Source organism: Aeromicrobium sp. S22, from assembly GCF_009661045.1.
Taxonomy (GTDB): domain Bacteria; phylum Actinomycetota; class Actinomycetes; order Propionibacteriales; family Nocardioidaceae; genus Aeromicrobium; species Aeromicrobium yanjiei.
In genome coordinates this window covers 1,190,533-1,206,704 of sequence record NZ_WJWV01000001.1, presented here as the reverse complement: position 1 = coordinate 1,206,704, position 16,172 = coordinate 1,190,533, and the positions used below count along the sequence as shown (strand labels likewise).

Below are 16,172 nucleotides of genomic sequence, written 5' to 3'. Positions count from 1 at the left end.
CGCCGGGAGGCCGCGCTCAGCCGGGCGCGGCCTCCACCCGCATCGCCATCGCGACGCCGAGCGCCGCGACCGCGCTCGCGAGGCCGAGCACCATGACGTACCCCACCCTGTCGCCGACGGTCAGCAGCACCGCGAACAGGACGCTGCCGAGGGCGAGCAGGAGCGACTGCGCCACGGCATCGCTGATCTGCATGCCGGCGCTGTTCGCGCCCTGCTCGGCCGCAGCGGAGTGGTCGAGCAGCAGCACACCGAGCGTCGACAGGGCCATGCCCATCCCGAGGCCGCCGACGCCCCAGACCGCAGCAACGACCGCCACCGGCACCTCATCGAGGAGGGCGAGAAATCCGGCCGCGGTCCCGACCAACACGCAGACCGAGCCGAGCCTGACCCGCAGCGGCTTGGACGCCAGGACGGGGACGTGGGCGGCCAGCCACGAGCCGGCGAACCACAGGACGGCGCCGCTGGTCAGCAGCAGTCCGGCCTGAGCGGCACTCAGTCCGCGGTGCTGGACCAGCGAGAGCGGCACGTACGTCTCGGCGCCGACGAAGGCGGCACCGAGCAGGCTGCGGGTCGCGATCACCCGCGGCAGCCCCGGCCGGCCGCGCCACGAGCCCGGCGGCACCAGCCGGGGCCCGTACCGGAGGGTGACCACGAGGGCGGCGACCAGCAGCACCGGCCACCACGTGACCGCCCGCTGACCGGCGAGGCTCACCGAGAGGACGCCGGCGGCGACGAGCGCGGCCCACCACACCCGCCGACCCTCCAGGACGACGGCCGGGTCCCCGTCGATCCGGTCGAGCGCCTGCCAGATGAGTCCGAGCGACGCGAGCGCCACGGCCGGGACGGCGAGGAACACCCACCGCCACCCGACCAGGTCCGCGATCGTCCCGGCGAGGAGCGGGCCGACGAGGGCCGGCAGCACCCAGGCACTCGTCATGACCGTGAACACCCGCGCGCGCACGTCCTCGTGGAACGTCCGCCCGATCACGACGTAGAGCCCCACCGAGATGAAGCCGATCCCCAGGCCCTGCACGGCCCGGCCCACCAGGAAGACCGGCATCGAGGAGGCGAGTCCCGCGACGAGCAGCCCCAGCGAGAAGACCAGGACGCCGCCGCGCACCGCGAGTGCCGGCCCGTGGCGATCCATGAGCGGCCCGGCCAACGTCATCGAGACGACGCCTACCGCCATGGGCGCGGCGAACGAGAGGGCGTACAGGGTGAGCCCGTCGAGCTCGTCGGCGACCACCGGCATGACGGTGGCGACGGCGAGCGACTCGAACGCGACGAGGAACGCCAAGGAGAAGATGCCCAGCACGACCCGTCCGTCCGGGCCGGACCACAGCCACCCTGGGGGTCGCGGATCGCCCGGTCCTGTGGGTCGTTGCTCGCGGGTCGCGCTCATGCTGCTCCTTCGTGGTCGGTGCGACCACTCCACAACCTCAACCCAGGTTGAGGTCAACTCCATCGACCTGAACTATCGTCGTGGCATGTCGTCCCGGCGCCCCGAGCTCACCCCCGGCCAGGTCGCCGCACGGTCCGCCGTCACGGTGTCGGCGCTGCACTTCTACGAGCGCGAAGGCTTGATCACGAGCGTCCGGACGGCCGGCAACCAGCGACGCTACCACCGCGACGTGCTGCGCCGGGTCGCGTTCATCCGGGTATCGCAGGGCCTCGGGATCTCGTTGGCACGCATCCGCGAGGCGCTCGCCACCCTTCCGGACGACCGTGTGCCCACCAAGGCCGACTGGTCGCGCCTGTCCCGGCGGTGGCGGGCCGATCTGGACGCGCGCATCGACCAGCTGCGGCGCCTGAGGGACGAGCTCGACGGCTGCATCGGTTGCGGCTGCCTGTCGTTGAAGAGCTGCACGCTCCTCAACGCCGGCGACGAGCTCGGACGTGAGGGGCCGGGCGCCCGCCGCCTCCAGCGCGACTGACCGGGACGGGTCAGCCGACGTCGAGGGTCATCAGGTCGTCCTCGGTCTCACGCCGAAGGATGAGCCGGGCCTCGCCGTCACGGACGGCCACGACCGCCGCACGGGGCACGTGGTTGTAGTTGCTGGCCAGCGAGCGGCAGTACGCCCCGGTGCCCGGCACGGCAAGCAGGTCTCCTGCGGCGACGTCGCCGGGCAGGAACTCGTCCTTCACCACGATGTCGCCGGACTCGCAGTGCTTGCCGACGACGCGGCTCAGCACCGCAGGTGCTTCGGAGACGCGGGACGCGAGCGTGCACGAGTAGTCCGCCCCGTACAGCGCAGGCCGGATGTTGTCGCTCATGCCGCCGTCGACCGACACGTAGCGCCGGGCGGCTCCGCCGTCCAGAGCCACCGACTTGGTCGTGCCGACCTCGTAGAGCGTGAACGTCGAGGGGCCGGCGATCGCACGGCCCGGCTCGATCGACAGGTGGGGAACTGCGATGCCCATCGCCGCGCACTCGTCGGCGACGATCTTGAGCATGCCCCGGGCGAGGTCGTCGGGCGTGGACGGCGTGTCCTGCGTCGTGTACGCAATGCCGAAGCCGCCGCCGAGGTCGAACTCGGGCAGCGCGACACCGAGCTCCTTCTCGATCTCGGCGTGCAGGCGCAGCACCCGCCGGGCCGCGACCTCGAAGCCGTCCGTGACGAAGATCTGTGAGCCGATGTGCGAGTGCAACCCCCGCAGCTCGAGCCCGGGAGCGTCCAGCACGCGGCGGACCGCGTCGAGGGCGTCTCCCCCGGTGATCGAGAAGCCGAACTTCTGGTCCTCGTGGGACGTGGAGATGTACTCGTGCGTGTGCGCCTCGACGCCGGCGGTCACCCGGATCATGACCGGAGCGGTCACGTCGAGCTCGGCGGTCAGCTCACGCAGCCGGTCGATCTCCTCGAACGAGTCGATGATGATGCGGCCGACGCCGACCTCGAGCGCGCGCCGCAGCTCGGCGAGCGACTTGTTGTTGCCGTGCAGGCCGATGCGGGCCGGCGGGAAGTCGGCCTTGAGGGCGACCGCGAGCTCGCCCCCGCTGCACACGTCGAGGTTGAGCCCTTCCTCCGCGATCCAGCGGGCGGCGGCGACGCACAGGAACGCCTTGCCGGCGTAGTAGACGTCGGCGTCGGGGAACGCCTCCTTGAACGACCGCGCGCGACGCCGGAAGTCGTCCTCGTCCACGACGTAGGTGGGCGTGCCGAACTCGGCCGCCAGGTCGACGGCCGACACCCCGGCGACGGTCAGGACGCCGTCGACCTTGGAGACGCCGTCGGCCCACAGGTGCGGGACGAGCCGGTTGGGGTCCTCGGGGTTCCGCAGCCAGGCGGGACCGCGGTCGCCGGCCTGGCCGTGCAGGGCGCCGGCCTCGTGGGAACGCACGGACTACATCCTCTCGGGAGCGTGCACGCCGAGCAGGGCGAGCCCGTTGGCGATGGTCTGGCGGGTGGCCGCGACGAGCATGAGCCGGGCCCGGTGCAGGTCGCTCGGCTCCTCGTCGCCCTTGGGCAGCACGTGGGCGGCGTCGTAGAACTTGTGGAACGCCGCGGCCGTGTCCTCGAGGTAGCGGGCGACCCGGTGGGGCTCGCGCAGCTCGGCAGCGCGGGCGACGACCTTCGGGTAGTCCGCGAGCGAGCGCAGCAGCGCGCCCTCCTGGTCGACCACGAGCAGCGACGGGTCGAACGTGGACTCGTCCAGGACGACGCCGAGATCGGCCGCGTTGCGGATGATCGACGACAGCCGCGCGTGGGCGTACTGGACGTAGTAGACCGGGTTGTCGCTGGTCTGGCTGGCCCACAGGTCCAGGTCGAGGTCGATCGTGGAGTCCGTGGAGTAGCGGGCCAGCGCGTAGCGCGCCGCGTCGACGCCGATCGCCTCGACCAGGTCTTCCAGCGTGAGCACGGTGCCGGCCCGCTTGCTCATGCGCAGCGGCTGGCCCTCGCGCACGAGATTGACCATCTGGCCGATGAGGATCTCGAGGTTGACCTCGGGGGTGTCGCCGAACGCGGCGCACATCGCGAGCATGCGCGACACGTAGCCGTGGTGGTCGGCGCCGAGCATGATGATGCACCGGTCGAAGCCGCGCTCGCGCTTGTCGAGGTAGTACGCCAGGTCACCGGAGATGTACGCAGGCTGGCCGTCGGACTTGATGACGACGCGGTCCTTGTCATCGCCGAACTTGGACGTCTTGAGCCAGTGGGCGCCCTCGCTCTCGTACATCATCCCGAGCTCTTCGAGCCGGGCGATCGCGCGTTCGACCGCTCCTGACTCGTGCAGGTCGTTCTCGTGGAAGTAGACGTCGAAGTCGACGCCGAACTCGTGCAGGCTCCTCTTGATCTCGCCGAACATCTGGTCGACACCCTCGGCGCGGAACGTCTCGAGGGCCTCGGCGTCCGGCAGGCTCGCGGCGTCCGGGTGCTTGGCCAGGACGTTCTGCGCGATGTCGTGGATGTACTGGCCGCCGTAGCCGTCCTCGGGGGCCTCGTCGCCGCGAGCGTCGGCGAGGAGCGAGCGGGCGAAGCGGTCGATCTGCACGCCGTGGTCGTTGAAGTAGTACTCGCGTGTCACCTCCGCGCCGATCGCCGACAGGATGCGTCCGAGCGAGTCGCCCACAGCCGCCCAGCGGACGCCACCGATGTGGATCGGGCCGGTGGGGTTGGCGCTGACGAACTCGAGGTTGACCTTCTGCCCCGCGTAGAGATCGCTGGTGCCGTAGGCAGTGCCGGCCGCGACGATCTGGGGGGCCAGCGCGCCCTGTGCGCGGGCGTCGACGCGGATGTTGAGGAAGCCCGGGCCGGCGATCTCGGCGCTCGCGACACCGTCGGCGTCGCCGAGGCGGTCGGCCAGCAGCTGGGCGAACTCACGCGGGTTCATGCCGGCCTTCTTGCCGAGCTGGAGCGCGATGTTGGTCGCGTAGTCGCCGTGCTCCTTGACCTTCGGTCGCTCCACGACTACCTCGGCCGGCACACCGTCCGGCAAGGTGATGGCGCCCTCCTCGACGAGGGAGGTCAGGGCACTGATGATCGTGGAAGAAAGCTGGTCGGGGGTCACCTCTCTAGGGTATCCCCCGGTCTCCACGGCCCTGACGGCGGCGAAAAGCGTCCGGACGTGGGCGACCCGCAGGGGATGTGCACTCCCGGCCGGGCGAGCCCAGCGGCGGAGGCACGGGTCGAGTGGACAGCTCGACGCCCTGCGGGTCGGGTGACTGCGGGTATTCGCCGCCACCAGGTCCTGATGCACCAGGAACGGCTCCGTGGAGCCGGGCCTCGTGGCTAGCGGACAGCCACCTCACAAGTCCAAGACGAATTCATTCTTGGGACCACCTCCTCTCCGTGTACGAAAACCGTACGTCGGGATGGGGCAACGATCAAGAGGTCGGCGGACGGTCCTCGGTCCGGGCGATGACGTCCCGCACGGTCTGGATCAGGAAGTCCGGATCGAACGGCTTGGTCACGTAGGCGTCGACCCCTGCCTGCGTCGCGCGCTGGATGTCGGCCGGGTGCCCCTGCGTCGTGACCATGATGATGCCGATGCCGGCGAGCCGGCGATCCTCACGGATCGCGGAGACCGTGGCGATGCCGTCGAGGCGCGGCATCATGACGTCGACCGTGATCGCGTCCGGCAGGGTCTCCAGCCGTCGCAGGGCGTCGAGACAGTCCGCGCCGTCGACCGCTTCGACGACCTCGAATCCGGCAATCTCCAGGTTGGTCCGGATGAGGAAACGTATCGATGGGGTGTCGTCGACGACGAGCACTCTGGGCATGGACATCACCGTAGTGGGCGTGGGGTAGGCTCACACCGCAGTTGGCCGCATTGGCCCCCGTAGCTCAGGGGATAGAGCGCCGCCCTCCGGAGGCGGAAGCGCAGGTTCGAATCCTGCCGGGGGCGCCACAGGTTCACTCCTGTCGGCGCACGTACGCGTCGCCGGGCCCCGAGGGCCCGCTGCGACGGAAGAGCTGGACCGAGCCGACCGGCGTGAAGCCGGCCCGCAGGAGGGCGCGCAGACTTGCTGCGTTCCCGGGCGCCGCGGCCGCCACGACCACCTCGCCCCACGGCACCACGCGCAGGGCGTCCTCGATCAGCGCCGCCCCCGCCCCCTTGCGGCGGGCGGGCTCGATCTCGAAGCTCAGCTCACGCAGTCCGCCGATCCCGCGGGCCAGGATCGCCACTGCCGACCGCATCGGGTCCGCGTGCCCCCAGACCTCGACGTCGTCACGCACGACGGCAGCGTGCAGGACACGAGGATGACCCGCGAGGTCCGGACGCGCGACGAGCCCCGACGGGTGCGCGGCACTCCCCCGCCCGCGCGCGACCAGCAGCACGTCGAGGACGTCGATCCAGGCGTCCGGCCCCGCCAGGGCCGTCATGAGGCGTGGGTCGTGGGCGCCGCCGAAGCCGTCGACCCCCAGCGCCTCGAGCCGGGCGTCGGTGACGTCGTCCGACACGGCGAGCACCGCGTGGCCGGTGAACGCGACCACCGCCTCGAGGCCCGGACGCCACGGCCGAACCCTCTCCCAGCCGCCGTCCACCTCCGGGAAGCGACCGTCCGCGGCAGCCGCGATCAGCTCGCCCAACGGGTGTCCACGGCGCTCCGGCTCGTTCATGGCCCCACCCTCGCAGGTCGGCAGGTCCGAGCCCTCCTGCTCGGACTGGTTGCGCCGTCCGTGAGTCGCAGTAGCGTCAAGATCTCATCGACGAAGGGATCCAGCATGCCGACACGCACAGCACGCACCGCTTGGGACGGCGGTTTCGAGGACGGCTCCGGCCAGGTCGAGCTCACCGACTCGGGCCTCGGCACGTTCGAGATGTCGTTCAAGAAGCGCTCGTCCGAGGACGGCGGTGGCGCGACCAACCCCGAGGAGCTCCTCGGCGCCGCCCACTCGTCGTGCTTCACGATGCAGCTGACCGCGGTCCTCGGCCAGAAGGGCGCCACCCCGATCTCGATCGAGACGACCGCCAAGGTCACGCTCGGCGAGGACTCGGCCGACGGCGGCTTCAAGATCAGCAAGATCGCCCTGAAGGTCCGCGGCGAGGTCGAGGGCATCGACGAGGCGGGGTTCCTCGAGGCCGCGGAGGCGGCGAAGGTCGGCTGCCCGCTGAGCAAGGCCCTCGCATCCGTCCCGGAGATCACCCTCGACGCGGCCCTCGAGACCGCGTAGACGGCCAGGGGTGGGCGCCCCCGCGGCGCTCAGCCCTCCGATCGGCGCAGGCGCCGGCGTCGATCGCCGCGCCTGCGCAGGTCGCGCGCCAGCCGGCGGTCGCCGTAGTACAGGATCGCGGCCCAGTCGATCGTGTCGTCGTCGGTCGCGACCTGCTTCGCAGGTGCCTTGGGCTTGGGCTCGACGAACAACCAGTTGAGGACACCCAGTCCCATGTCCACGAACGACGCACGGACGCCGATGTAGGCGCTGATGGCCGCCGACGCCAGGATCGCGTTGAACATCGCGAAGCCGAAGTTGCCCCAGTTCTCCTGATGGAAGTCGCGCCACGCGGTCAGCAACGAGAACAGCACGATCAGGTACGGCACGAGGACGTGCAGTCCCGGGGCGGCCGTGCGATCGCGCACCTTGGGGGTGCGGGCGAACGGGATCTTCTCGCCCGTGAACGCCTGCTGGATCGACTTGAGCACGCCTGCGAGGTTGACCGGCAGCAGCACCAGGTTGAAGCCGTAGATGCGGAAGATGTCGGTGAACCGGTGACCGCACGCGCGCAGGTCACTGCCCATCGCGATGAAGTACGGCAGCGCGGCTCCCACGATGAGCGGGCTGAGGAGCCGACTGTCGTACGGGTAGAACAGCAGGAACAGCAGTCCGAAGCTCGCCCACGCGATCGAGGCCATGTAGTTGACCCGCAGCGCGAGCTCGACCAGGTGAACGCGCGTACGGCTGTGTCGCCGGTGCCGGACCTGCTCCCACAGCTTGGGCAGGATCAGCAGGCCGCCGTTGGCCCACCGCCGGCGCTGCACCACGAGCGAGCCGAAGTCGGGGGGCGTCGCGCTGTAGCTGAGCCGCTCGGGATAGTTGACCAACGCCCAGCCCGCGGAGCCGATGTCGATGCTGGACTCGGTGTCCTCGATGACGGTCCGGTCCTGGATGTACGTCTTGATGTCGTAGCCGGCGACGTTCTCGACCTCGACGATGTCCTCGAGCGCCCGCTTGCGGATCACCGCGTTCGCGCCCACCCAGAACGTCGCGTTGTGATGGGTCTTGCCCTGGTGGAGGATGTGCTGCAGATCGGTCGACGCGCCCGCGATCCGCTCGATGCGCGTCGGCGCACCGCGGAACGACGAGTACGGCGTCTGGATGATCGCGACGTGCTGGTTCTCGGTCTGCTCGAGGTAGTACACGAGCCGGATGCAGTAGTCGCGCAGCAGCTGTGAGTCCGCGTCCAGGGTCAGCACGTAGCCGGAGTCGGGGATGACGATGTCGCCGGGCCGGGGCGTCTCGACCTCGTCCAGCATGATGCCCGCGGCGGTCTCGTTGGGACGCCAGACGTGGCCCATGAGCCCGAGGTAGGCGTTGACGTTCATCGCCTTGTTCGCCTCGTGCGACAGGGACCCGTAGGCCTTGCGCTCGAAGCTCGTCAGGTCCGCCCGGAAGATCCAGGCGAGGCGACGGTGCAGCTCGAGGATCCGGCCGCTGTCGGGAAGGCCGCCCTGCTCGAGGGCTGCCTCGAGCGCGAGGGCCGTGAGGCTGAGCTCGTTGGCCAGTCCCATCAGCACCTGGTCGACGAAGAACTCGCTCACGTGGTCCACGACGTCCTCCGCGGAAGCCATCTCCTCCAGCCACGCTGCGGCAGCCCGGTACTCCTTCAGCAGGACCTTGACCGAGCGGCGCCTGACCGGTCCGCTCGCCAGCTCTGCCGTCGCGAGCTCGAGGGAGGCCTGGAACCGTTCGCGCGGCGCGGCCAGGGACTCCATGATGTCCGGCGCGAGTCGCCGGGTCGCCTCCAGCTTGGCCCGCACCTCCGGATCCGTCGGCGCCGGCGGGTCGTCGATCAGCAGCACGAGGTGCAGGTCCGGATACTCCTGCAGCGCCGCGCTCCAGAGCGTGAGACGCACGACGTCCGGCTCCTCGGCGTACGACGGGATCAGCACCGTGAGGCGCTCGGAGGTCGTGTCGGCGAAGTGCCGGTCGATCATCCCGCGGGGTGCGCGCACGTGGTCACGGAACCGCAGCAGCGCCCCTTGGCGTGCCACGAGGTACATGAGCGCCGAGAACGTGAGGAACGTCACGACCACGAGATAGGAGAAGGCCTCCATCGTGAAGCGGAAGTTGCCGCCGTAGTCGATGAACTCGCGGACGATCGTCGAGACGACGTAGCCGATCCACGACAAGATCGTGACGACGATCCCGACGCGTCCCCACGTGATCTTGGCGCCGCTGGGCACCGGATGGACGATCGACAACGGCTCCGAGCGGCGTTCGGCTCCCCACTGACGTCGGGTCCTCGGCTCGGTGGTGGGCTTGGACCTCGACCTCAACAGCAAGAGCATGTCTCCTCAAAGATTTCGGCGACAGCCTAGCGACACCTCGGCGTTCGGGGACCACGCTTTGCGAAAAGGTGACACCATGTGCCCGCTCGGGGTCGTTTGAGAAGAAGAGGGTCGTACGTGAGTCGGTTCGAGGGACGGCGCCTGTCGTGGGTACGTCTGACCATCTTGATGGGCGTCGTGACGGCGGTCGTGCTGGGCGGCACGTCGAGCTGGCGGTACGTGCAGGACTCCCAGGCAGCCGAGGCCAACGGCGACGCCTGGTACGCGGGATACGTCGACGCGACCGTGACCCCGCTCCACGAGTTCGAGCAGCCCGCGTCCAAGGCCGCCCGGGACGTCGTGCTGTCGTTCATCGTCACCGACCCGGGTGAGGCCTGCACCCCCTCCTGGGGTGCCGCGTACTCCCTCGACGCAGCCTCCGACGACCTCGATCTCGATCGACGCATCGCGCGCCTGCGCCAGCGCGGCGGCAGTGTCGTGGTGTCCTTCGGCGGGGCCATCAACTCCGAGCTGTCCACGACGTGCACGGATCCCGCAAAGCTCCTGAAGGCGTACCGCAGCGTGGTCGAGCGCTACGACCTGCGCACGATCGATCTCGACATCGAGGGTGCCGCCCTCTCCGACCGCGCCGCGGCGACGCGCCGGGCCGTGGCGATGAGGACGCTGCAGAAGGAGCGGGCCAAGGCCGGCCACGACCTGCGCGTCTGGCTGACGCTTCCCGTCGCGCCGAGCGGCCTGACCGCCGAGGGCACGGCAGCGGTCAAGGTGATGCTGGACAACGACGTCGAGCTGTCGGGCGTCAACGTCATGACGATGGACTACGGCGACAGCCGGGCGAAGGGCCAGTCGATGCTCGACGCGTCCACCTCCGCCCTGGAGCAGACCCACCGCCAGCTCAGCCAGGTCTACGCCGACTCGGGCGAGCGCGTCGGCGCCGCGACCCTGTGGCGCCGCATGGGGGCGACGCCGATGATCGGTCAGAACGATGTCGCGGGCGAGATCTTCACGCTCGCCGCCGCGCGGGGGCTCAGTGCGTTCGCGAAGGAGAAGGGACTCGGCCGGATGTCGATGTGGTCGCTCAACCGCGACCGGACCTGCGGCGAGAACTACCCCGACGTGACGATCGTGTCCAACTCCTGCAGCGGAGTGGACCAGGGCACCCAGACGTTCGCGAAGGCGCTCCGCGGGGGCATGAGCGGTCGCCCCGACATGAGCGAGGTGACGCCGGTCGTCCCCGGGCCCGCCGGCGGGCGCGAGGGTCGCGAGGTCGACCTGACCGACGACCCGGCCAAGAGCCCGTACCCGGTGTGGGCCGAGGACAAGACCTACGTCGAGGGCACCCGCGTCGTGTGGCACCGCAACGCGTACGTCGCGAAGTGGTGGACTCTCGGCGACCTGCCGGACGACCCGGTCGTCGACAAGGCCGCCTCTCCGTGGCAGCTGCTCGGGCCCGTGCTGCCGGGTGAGAAGCCCGTGCGCGTCCCCACGCTGCCCCGCGGGACGTACCCCGAGTGGAAGCAGGACCAGTCCTATCGCAAGGGCGAGCGCGTCATGCTGCGAGGCACGCCGTTCACGGCCAAGTGGTTCTCGTCCGGCGTCAGTCCCGATGCGCGAGCCACCCAGGACGAGCCCTCGCCCTGGCGACCGCTCACCGACGCCGAGATCAGGAAGGCGGCCGAGGCGGCCAAGAAGAAGCGGTAGCCGTCCTGTCGGTGGCGTGCGGGATGCTCCTCGCATGAGACCCGTGGTCGGCCGCCTGCACGCGCAGGGGCTCGATGCCCCGAGGTTCGACTCGGCCGGCCAGGTCGTCCGCCACCTCGGGTGCGTGCAGTCGCAGCTCCACGACATGGCACTGTGGGCGATCGCCCGGCGCACCGACGGGCTCACCCACGCCGACCTGCAGCACGCGTTCGCTCGCGGCGACTTCTTGCGCACCCACGTGCTGCGCCCGACCTGGCACTTCGTCGACGCCGCCGACATCCACGGATGGCTCGCCCTGACGGCCCCCCGCATCAGCCGGCTCATGGCGCCGATCGACCAGGGCCTGGGGCTCACCGACGCACGGCTCGACCGCTGCACCGAGGTGATCGTCGCCTCGCTCGCCGACGGCGCCACGCGCACCCGAGCCGACCTGGGCGCTGATCTGGCGGCAGCTGGTCTCGAGCACTCCGGACTCGCCCTGGCCCACGTCCTGATGCACGCCGAGATCGATGCGGTCGTCGCCAACGGTCCGCTCGACGGCAAGCAGCACACCTACCGGTTGCTCGGGCCGGGGCCGGTCCCCCCACCACGCGACGACCTGCTGGCCCTCGCCGCCCGCCGCTACGCCCGCGGGCACGGACCCTTCCGCGACAAGGACCTCGCGTGGTGGACGAGCCTGACGCTGACCGACAGCCGTCGAGCGATCGAGCTGGCCGACCTGTCCCCCGTCGACGTCGACGGCACGCCACACTGGCGTCTCGAGCCGCCGGTCGACGCGGAGGTCCCCCACGTCATGCTGCTGCCCAACTTCGACGAGTACGTCTCCTACGCCCGCGAGCCCGACGACTACGCAGCGTTCGCCGGTGCCGCGCAGGACGTCATGCGAGGCACCGGGCTGCTGATGGTCGACGGGCTGCTGGCCGGCACGTGGACGCGCAAGCAATCGGCCCGAGCCGTCGACGTCGTGGTGCGCGCCTCGGGCCCGGTCCGCAGCACGACGCGGCGCGCCGTCGAGGCGGAGACCGCCCTGTTCGGCCGGTTCCTCGGGCGCGAAGCACGCGTGACGGTCGTCTCGTGAGCACGATCTCGGCCGCGATTGCTCACGTTCGACGCGGCGACGTGGCACGGTGGAGGCAGAGCGGTGGCCGAGGCGAACCTGCCTGCAGACGGCTGGGCCTTCGCGTTACCCTGTTAAGCGACATTTGAGCATGCGCGCCAGCGACAATTCGGAAGAGGCGATCGAGGCTGTGGCCGAGTCCTCACAAGACCATTCAACCCCCGACTTCGGCACGAATCAGTGGCTCGTCGAGGAGATGTACGAGCGCTATCAGGAAGATCCCTCGTCCGTCGACGACACCTGGGTCTCCTTCTTCCGGACGGGCGACGGTGCCGGCCTGAACGGTGACGGGCCCAACGGAGCCGCCCCTGCGAAGGCAGCGCCCGTCGTGACCGCTGCGCCCACCCCGCCGCCGACGTCCCCCGAGTCGTCCACCCCGCCGGCCGCCAAGACGCAGCCGGCCACGGCCTCCGTGCCGGAGGAGAAGGCCAAGGACGCGCCTGCTCCCGTCGCACCTGTGCCCGCGACACCGCCCGCCAAGTCCAAGCCTGCCCCGTCCACCCCGGCCGCGAAGGACGCTCCCGCCGCCGGTCCCGGCGAGGTCGAGAACGTCGTGCTGCGCGGCGCCGCTGCGCGCACCGTCGCCAACATGGACGCGAGCCTGTCGGTCCCGACCGCGACGAGCGTCCGCTCCGTGCCGGTCAAGCTGCTGTTCGACCAGCGCATCGTGATCAACAACCACCTCGCCCGCGCACGCGGCGGCAAGGTGTCGTTCACCCACCTCATCGGCTGGGCGATCGTCAAGGCCCTCAAGGCCATGCCGGAGATGAACACCGGCTACGAGGTCGTGAACGGCAAGCCCAATCAGCTGAAGCCCGAGCACATCAACTTCGGCCTGGCGATCGACCTGAAGAAGCCCGACGGATCGCGCACCCTGCTGGTGCCGTCCATCAAGGCCGCCGACACCATGACGTTCGCCGAGTTCTGGGCGGCGTACGAGACGATGGTCGCCAAGGCCCGTGACAACAAGCTCACGGTCGCCGACTTCCAGGGCACCACGGTCAGCCTGACCAACCCCGGCGGCATCGGCACGAACCACTCGATCCCCCGCCTCATGCAGGGCCAGGGCGTCATCATCGGCGTCGGCTCGATGGAGTACCCGCCGGAGTTCCAGGGCGCGTCCGAGCACACGCTCGCCCAGATGGCCATCTCCAAGATGATGACGCTGACGTCGACCTACGACCACCGCGTGATCCAGGGTGCGCAGTCGGGCGAGTTCCTCAAGCGCATCCACGCGCTGCTGCTGGGCGAGGACGGCTTCTACGACGAGATCTTCCGCGCGCTGAGGATTCCCTACGAGCCCATCCGCTGGGCCCGCGACATCCCGGTCAGCCACGACGACGAGGTCCACAAGCAGGCCCGCGTCCTCGAGCTCATCCACGCGTTCCGGGTCCGCGGCCACCTGATGGCCGACACGAACCCGCTCGACAGCTCCCCGCGCATGCACCCCGATCTCGACACCGCGTCGCACGGACTCACCCTGTGGGACCTCGACCGCGAGTTCGCGACCGGCTCGTTCAAGAGCGAGAAGCGGTTCATGAAGCTCCGCGAGATCCTCGGCATCCTGCGCGACTCGTACGCGCGCACCGTCGGCATCGAGTACATGCACATCCAGGAGCCGGCCGAGCGCGAGTGGTTCCAGGAGCGCGTCGAGCGTCCGCACACCAAGCCGCCGCGCGAGGAGCAGCTGCGCATCCTGCAGAAGCTCAACCAGGCCGAGGCCTTCGAGACGTTCCTGCAGACCAAGTTCGTCGGGCAGAAGCGCTTCAGCCTCGAGGGCGGCGAGACCACCATCCCGTTCCTCGACGAGATCTGCGAGGCCGCTGCGGCCGACAAGCTCGACGAGGTCTGCATCGGCATGGCCCACCGCGGCCGTCTCAACGCGCTGGTCAACATCGCCGGCAAGCGCCCGAGCCAGGTCTTCCGCGAGTTCGAGGGCAACATCGACCCCCGCACCGTGCAGGGCTCCGGCGACGTCAAGTACCACCTCGGCGTCGAGGGTGAGTTCACCTCGGGCAACGGTGACAAGGTCAAGGTCTCGATCGCGGCCAACCCCTCGCACCTCGAGGTCGTCGACCCCGTCCTCGAGGGCATCGCCCGCGCCAAGCAGGACCGGCTCAACCGTGGTCAGGAGTACCCGGTCCTCCCGGTGCTCGTGCACGGCGACGCAGCGTTCGCGGGCCAGGGAGTCGTCGCCGAGACGCTCAACCTCTCGCAGCTGCGCGGCTACCGCACGGGCGGCACGATCCACCTGATCGTCAACAACCAGGTCGGCTTCACCACCTCGCCGTCCTCGTCGCGCTCCTCGACGTACTGCACCGACGTCGCCCGCATGATCCAGGCGCCGGTCTTCCACGTCAACGGCGACGATCCCGAGGCGTGCATCCGCGTGGCCCAGCTGGCGTACGAGTACCGCCGCACGTTCCACAAGGACATCGTCATCGACCTCGTGTGCTACCGCCGTCGCGGTCACAACGAGGGCGACGACCCCAGCTTCACGCAACCCCTGATGTACGACACGATCAACGCGAAGAAGTCGGTGCGCAAGCTCTACACCGAGGCCCTCGTCGGTCGTGGCGACATCACGCTGGAGGAGGCCGAGGCCGCGCTGACGGACTACCAGGCGCAGCTCGAGCGCAACTTCGCCGAGGTCAAGCAGGCCACGTCCGATCCGGACTACACCCGCACGCCGGACTACCCCGAGAAGCCCGAGCACGACGGCGAGCTGATCACCGCGATCACGCCCGAGACGATGAAGGCGATCGCGGACGCGTACACCAACGTCCCCGAGGGCTTCACGGTCCACCCGAAGGTCCTGCCGCAGCTCCAGCGTCGCGCGCAGTCCATCTCGGCCGGTCCGATCGACTGGGGCACCGGCGAGATCCTCGCGATGGGCTCGCTCCTGCTCGACGGACGCCCCGTGCGTCTTGCTGGCCAGGACAGCCGTCGTGGCACGTTCTCGTCCCGCTTCGCGACGATCATCGACCGCAACAACGCCCACGAGTGGACCCCGCTGTCGCACGTGGGCGACGAGCAGGCGACGTTCTACATCTACGACTCGCTGCTGAGCGAGTACGCCGCGCTCGGCTTCGAGTACGGCTACTCGGTCGCACGTCCCGAGGCGCTCACGATGTGGGAGGCGCAGTTCGGTGACTTCGTGAACGGCGCCCAGTCCGTCATCGACGAGTACATCTCCGCGGGCGAGACCAAGTGGGGTCAGAAGTCGGGCGTCGTCCTGCTCCTGCCCCACGGCTACGAGGGACAGGGACCCGATCACTCGTCGGGACGCATCGAGCGCTTCCTCGACCTGTGCGCGGACAACGCGATGACGGTGGCGCAGCCCTCGTCCCCCGCGTCGTACTTCCACCTGCTGCGTCGGCAGAACCTGCAGGGCCAGCACCGTCCGCTCATCGTCTTCACCCCGAAGTCGATGCTGCGCAGCAAGGCCGCGGCCTCGCAGCCCGAGGACTTCACGTCTGGATCGTTCCGGCCCCTCATCGGTGACGACGTGGCCGATCCGTCGGCGGTCGAGCGCGTGCTCCTCTGCTCGGGTCGCATCACCTGGGATCTCGTGGCCGAGCGGGAGAAGCGCGAGTCGGGCCAGTCCCGCACCGCGATCGTCCGCCTCGAGCAGATCTACCCGCGGCCGCTCGACGAGCTCAAGGCCGAGCTCGCCAAGTACCCCAACCTGCGCGAGGTCCGCTTCGTCCAGGACGAGCCCGCCAACCAGGGTCCGTGGCCGCACATCGCGCTGCACTTCAGCGGTGAGCTCGACGGACTGCCCCTGCTGCGGGTCTCGCGCCCGGAGTCGTCGGCACCCTCGGTCGGCTCGCACAACCGCCACGTCGAGGAGCAGGCCACGCTCATGCAGCAGGCCTTCAGCTGATCGGCGTCTGAGGACAG

Annotated in this window: 11 protein-coding genes and 1 tRNA gene; 6 read left to right on the top strand and 6 right to left on the bottom strand. The window is 69.9% G+C overall.

Annotated elements, in window-relative coordinates; genetic code table 11:
* Positions 1-16: 16 nt before the first annotated feature.
* The gene (locus GEV27_RS05965) at positions 17-1,402 is read right to left on the bottom strand and encodes an MFS transporter (RefSeq protein WP_194944139.1); all 1,386 of its coding nucleotides are present in this window, start codon (positions 1,400-1,402) and stop codon (positions 17-19) included.
* 85 nt (positions 1,403-1,487) lie between these two features.
* Here GEV27_RS05965 and soxR point away from each other — a divergent pair, with 85 nt between their 5' ends.
* Positions 1,488-1,934, top strand: coding sequence for a redox-sensitive transcriptional activator SoxR (gene soxR / locus GEV27_RS05960; RefSeq protein ID WP_153933688.1), 447 nt, complete (start codon positions 1,488-1,490; stop codon positions 1,932-1,934).
* 10 nt (positions 1,935-1,944) lie between these two features.
* On the opposite strand, the gene lysA is transcribed toward soxR, so the two are convergent.
* The 3 genes from lysA to GEV27_RS05945 all read right to left on the bottom strand — a co-directional run bounded on the left by lysA (position 1,945) and on the right by GEV27_RS05945 (position 5,719).
* A complete protein-coding gene (gene lysA, locus GEV27_RS05955) occupies positions 1,945-3,339 on the bottom strand; it encodes a diaminopimelate decarboxylase (protein ID WP_309222062.1) in 1,395 nt (464 codons plus the stop codon).
* Positions 3,340-3,342: 3 nt separating this feature from the next.
* Positions 3,343-5,007: an arginine--tRNA ligase gene (argS, locus tag GEV27_RS05950; RefSeq protein ID WP_309222061.1), complete on the bottom strand. Its 1,665-nt coding sequence runs from the start codon at positions 5,005-5,007 to the stop codon at positions 3,343-3,345.
* Between the two features lie 316 nt (positions 5,008-5,323).
* A complete protein-coding gene (locus GEV27_RS05945; protein ID WP_153910316.1) occupies positions 5,324-5,719 on the bottom strand; it encodes a response regulator in 396 nt (131 codons plus the stop codon).
* A gap of 53 nt (positions 5,720-5,772) precedes the next feature.
* Between GEV27_RS05945 and GEV27_RS05940 the strand changes: the two genes are divergently transcribed.
* Positions 5,773-5,847, top strand: a tRNA-Arg gene (locus GEV27_RS05940).
* A gap of 5 nt (positions 5,848-5,852) precedes the next feature.
* On the opposite strand, the gene GEV27_RS05935 is transcribed toward GEV27_RS05940, so the two are convergent.
* Positions 5,853-6,560, bottom strand: a complete 708-nt coding sequence (locus tag GEV27_RS05935) for an N-acetyltransferase (RefSeq protein ID WP_153933687.1) — start codon at positions 6,558-6,560, stop codon at positions 5,853-5,855.
* A 105-nt stretch (positions 6,561-6,665) separates the two neighbouring features.
* Here GEV27_RS05935 and GEV27_RS05930 point away from each other — a divergent pair, with 105 nt between their 5' ends.
* A complete protein-coding gene (locus GEV27_RS05930) occupies positions 6,666-7,115 on the top strand; it encodes an OsmC family peroxiredoxin (protein ID WP_153653532.1) in 450 nt (149 codons plus the stop codon).
* 29 nt (positions 7,116-7,144) lie between these two features.
* Here the strand turns inward: GEV27_RS05930 and GEV27_RS05925 are convergent, their stop codons facing one another.
* A complete protein-coding gene (locus tag GEV27_RS05925) occupies positions 7,145-9,451 on the bottom strand; it encodes a glycosyltransferase family 2 protein (RefSeq protein ID WP_153933686.1) in 2,307 nt (768 codons plus the stop codon).
* A gap of 117 nt (positions 9,452-9,568) precedes the next feature.
* Between GEV27_RS05925 and GEV27_RS05920 the strand changes: the two genes are divergently transcribed.
* From GEV27_RS05920 to GEV27_RS05910, 3 genes are all read left to right on the top strand, one after another.
* The gene (locus tag GEV27_RS05920; RefSeq protein ID WP_309222060.1) at positions 9,569-11,152 is read left to right on the top strand and encodes a glycosyl hydrolase family 18 protein; all 1,584 of its coding nucleotides are present in this window, start codon (positions 9,569-9,571) and stop codon (positions 11,150-11,152) included.
* A 34-nt stretch (positions 11,153-11,186) separates the two neighbouring features.
* Positions 11,187-12,230, top strand: a complete 1,044-nt coding sequence (locus GEV27_RS05915; RefSeq protein WP_194944138.1) for a winged helix DNA-binding domain-containing protein — start codon at positions 11,187-11,189, stop codon at positions 12,228-12,230.
* 130 nt (positions 12,231-12,360) lie between these two features.
* A complete protein-coding gene (locus GEV27_RS05910; RefSeq protein ID WP_153933684.1) occupies positions 12,361-16,155 on the top strand; it encodes a multifunctional oxoglutarate decarboxylase/oxoglutarate dehydrogenase thiamine pyrophosphate-binding subunit/dihydrolipoyllysine-residue succinyltransferase subunit in 3,795 nt (1,264 codons plus the stop codon).
* Positions 16,156-16,172 lie beyond the last annotated feature (17 nt).

Excerpts from the sequence above, each read along its gene's own strand:
- GEV27_RS05910 (WP_153933684.1), top strand. The coding sequence starts at position 12,361 with ATGCGCGCCAGCGACAATTCGGAAGAGGCGATCGAGGCTGTGGCCGAG.
- GEV27_RS05935 (WP_153933687.1), bottom strand. The coding sequence starts at position 6,560 with ATGAACGAGCCGGAGCGCCGTGGACACCCGTTGGGCGAGCTGATCGCG.
- GEV27_RS05915 (WP_194944138.1), top strand. The coding sequence starts at position 11,187 with ATGAGACCCGTGGTCGGCCGCCTGCACGCGCAGGGGCTCGATGCCCCG.
- GEV27_RS05925 (WP_153933686.1), bottom strand. The coding sequence starts at position 9,451 with ATGCTCTTGCTGTTGAGGTCGAGGTCCAAGCCCACCACCGAGCCGAGG.
- soxR (WP_153933688.1), top strand. The coding sequence starts at position 1,488 with ATGTCGTCCCGGCGCCCCGAGCTCACCCCCGGCCAGGTCGCCGCACGG.
- GEV27_RS05965 (WP_194944139.1), bottom strand. The coding sequence starts at position 1,402 with ATGAGCGCGACCCGCGAGCAACGACCCACAGGACCGGGCGATCCGCGA.
- GEV27_RS05945 (WP_153910316.1), bottom strand. The coding sequence starts at position 5,719 with ATGCCCAGAGTGCTCGTCGTCGACGACACCCCATCGATACGTTTCCTC.
- GEV27_RS05930 (WP_153653532.1), top strand. The coding sequence starts at position 6,666 with ATGCCGACACGCACAGCACGCACCGCTTGGGACGGCGGTTTCGAGGAC.